This is a genomic window from Flavihumibacter sp. CACIAM 22H1 (assembly GCF_001601815.1).
Classification (GTDB): Bacteria; Bacteroidota; Bacteroidia; order Chitinophagales; family Chitinophagaceae; genus Flavihumibacter.
In genome coordinates, this window is the sequence record NZ_LUKG01000165.1 from 1 (window position 1) to 2,219 (window position 2,219).

The 2,219-nt window shown below is 43.1% G+C and carries 3 protein-coding genes; all 3 read right to left on the reverse strand.

Annotated elements, in window-relative coordinates; all coding sequences use genetic code 11:
- A partial coding sequence (locus tag A1D16_RS21580) for an AAA domain-containing protein (RefSeq protein ID WP_290713796.1) occupies window positions 1-752 on the reverse strand: 752 nt, incomplete at its 3' end.
- A gap of 14 nt (window positions 753-766) precedes the next feature.
- Window positions 767-1,006: a hypothetical protein gene (locus tag A1D16_RS21585; protein ID WP_290713799.1), complete on the reverse strand. Its 240-nt coding sequence runs from the start codon at window positions 1,004-1,006 to the stop codon at window positions 767-769.
- A 68-nt stretch (window positions 1,007-1,074) separates the two neighbouring features.
- Window positions 1,075-2,172 carry an AAA domain-containing protein gene (locus A1D16_RS21590; protein ID WP_290713802.1) on the reverse strand — a complete coding sequence of 366 codons (1,098 nt, stop codon included), beginning with the start codon at window positions 2,170-2,172 and terminating at the stop codon, window positions 1,075-1,077.
- Window positions 2,173-2,219 lie beyond the last annotated feature (47 nt).

Below are 2,219 nucleotides of genomic sequence, written 5' to 3' on the forward strand. Positions count from 1 at the left end.
AAGCGATGAATCGTTCCGCAGGATATATTTTGCTGGCTTCTAAGCTGTTCACTGCAATAAAACGCAACCGACTTAAAAGGAGAAATGACATAAATATTGCCTCTATAACCTGTATTTCTCAATTCAGAAATCTTTTTAACTAAAACATTTATCTCTTCTTTTACCACATGCTTGCCGATCATGGTCGCCGGTGCACTGACATCAAACCAAGCTGACGGGCCGATATACGCTTCTTGAGAATTGCTCTTAACAGCCTTTACCATTTGGTTGCTGTAAGCTATCTTATTGGCAATGGAGAACATAGGGTCGTCGCAACGCCGGTGTGTTCTTAGCGGAAAGCCTGTCCACATCTCTTCGTCCGTATTGCCCACTGTCATATAAGTTCCCCAAGCAGAAACCCTGTCGGCCAGTTGCTGTACAGAAACTTTATAAGGTGACCATTTCACCGGCACCTTATATTCTTCCCTTAGCTTGGCGACCAGTTTCTCAGGAATGGTAACTACAGGTTCGACTTGCAACGGGTCACCGACAATAACACAACGTTTTGAACGGTGTATCAACCCAACAGCAGATTGCGGTGTAGCCTGCCCAGCTTCATCCAATAGCAACCAACCGATCTGCTGTTGCGTCGTATTAGGAAATAGCCTGCTTGCCGAAGCCAATGTGGTGGAGATGACCGGAACGCACAGAAAGAATGTATCCCATAGATTTTGACTTACATTTCCGTCCACTTTTACCCATCCTGCAGTCATTTCAAACCAGGCTTTCAGGTTATTACGGATCTTTTTGCATTGACAAGAATGGCATGACGGTGCAGCTCCAATGCTGATAGAAACAAGTCGCTTCGCAGTTTTGCAATTTTACCGGAGTGATAGGGATTAAGCAGATGTACATCTCCCATCTCTTTTTGAAAGAAGTTGATATCAAAAAGGTTCTTCCCATCAATCTCATATTGCCCGGTCAGCACATCTTGCAATTTTTGATATTTCTTAAAGAAAGCTGACATGCGCAACAATGCATCTTCAGCTTTCTTTTGCTTTGATAGTAAGGGTTGGGTATCCCTTTCGTTGTCGTTTAGGCTTTTTTGATATAGTCTAAGTCGACATTGATGTTCTTAAGGCTATGATGAATTTCTTCCGCTTCAGTATTCCAGGTTTTGAAGCGAGCGGTTTTAAATAGCTTCTGCAAAAAGAAAAAAGAGGGTCTTCGCTGGATGTGTAAATGCAATAAAGATTGTACACGTTCTGCATCTTTTGTAAGACGATGCTCTTTTGATGTAAGCGTTTCTCTTTGAACAGATAATTCGCCCAGTTGCACGGATATTTGCTTCAGCTCTTCATGGGTTTGCTTTTCCTTTTGCTTGTTATGCATGTAAGCAGGAAGCTGTTGATGAAAACATGCTGCTGTTTTACGGAAGGCGTCAAATTCGGCCAACAAGGATTGAAAGATTACCTGCTGCTCTTCAAACAATTTCTGATGGATTGGAACTTTATCCGTTGCTGGGTCTCTATAAACGTTATATAGAAGGTCATCAAAGCCTAAGCGTTCTTTGTCCGATTGCCAGAACGCTTTTCGAAAGGTATTTCTGTTTTTTGCGTTTCCCAAAGCAGCGGCCAACACACCCCAGCTTTCTTCCTCAATGATCGCCCTGGCACAAACCGAGAAGTAATCTGCTTTCGGAAAGGCATTCCCGTCAATTTTACTTTTAAGTGGAAGCTCTTTGCTGATGTTTTCCACGGCGGCGTTGTTGTTACTGGCGACAACGATGCCGAAGTTCTTCCGAAGTACTACTGCTGGGGCATAGGTATGCAGATTAAACCCGCTTTCTTTTTCAACCTTAGTATAGCTATTTCTATCAAATATTTTATCGCAGCCCAATTCAGCAATCACCTTTGCCCGTTCCACAATAATTTCAGCGATGATATCCAATAATAAAGTGGTCTTTCCCGTACCGGGAGGGCCGTTAATGCCTTGCAAGCCTTCTTCATTTCTTAGCACGGAGAAGGTGGTGTTTACTGCTCCTTCCTGTGCGGTATATAAACCATACTCAATGTTAGAAGGCCATCTTCCGGCAGTCATTAATTCAGGATCGAACGTTTTAAATAACGCGGCTTTGTTCCGAATAAGATCTACCCGCTTTTCAGGAGCCTGCAAGGCTAAGTATGCTTGCAAGCTTTACCTAGAGCCTTTTCTTTTATGCTGGTCAGATGATTCAGGTC

Excerpts from the sequence above, each read along its gene's own strand:
- A1D16_RS21585 (WP_290713799.1), bottom strand. The coding sequence starts at position 1,006 with ATGTCAGCTTTCTTTAAGAAATATCAAAAATTGCAAGATGTGCTGACC.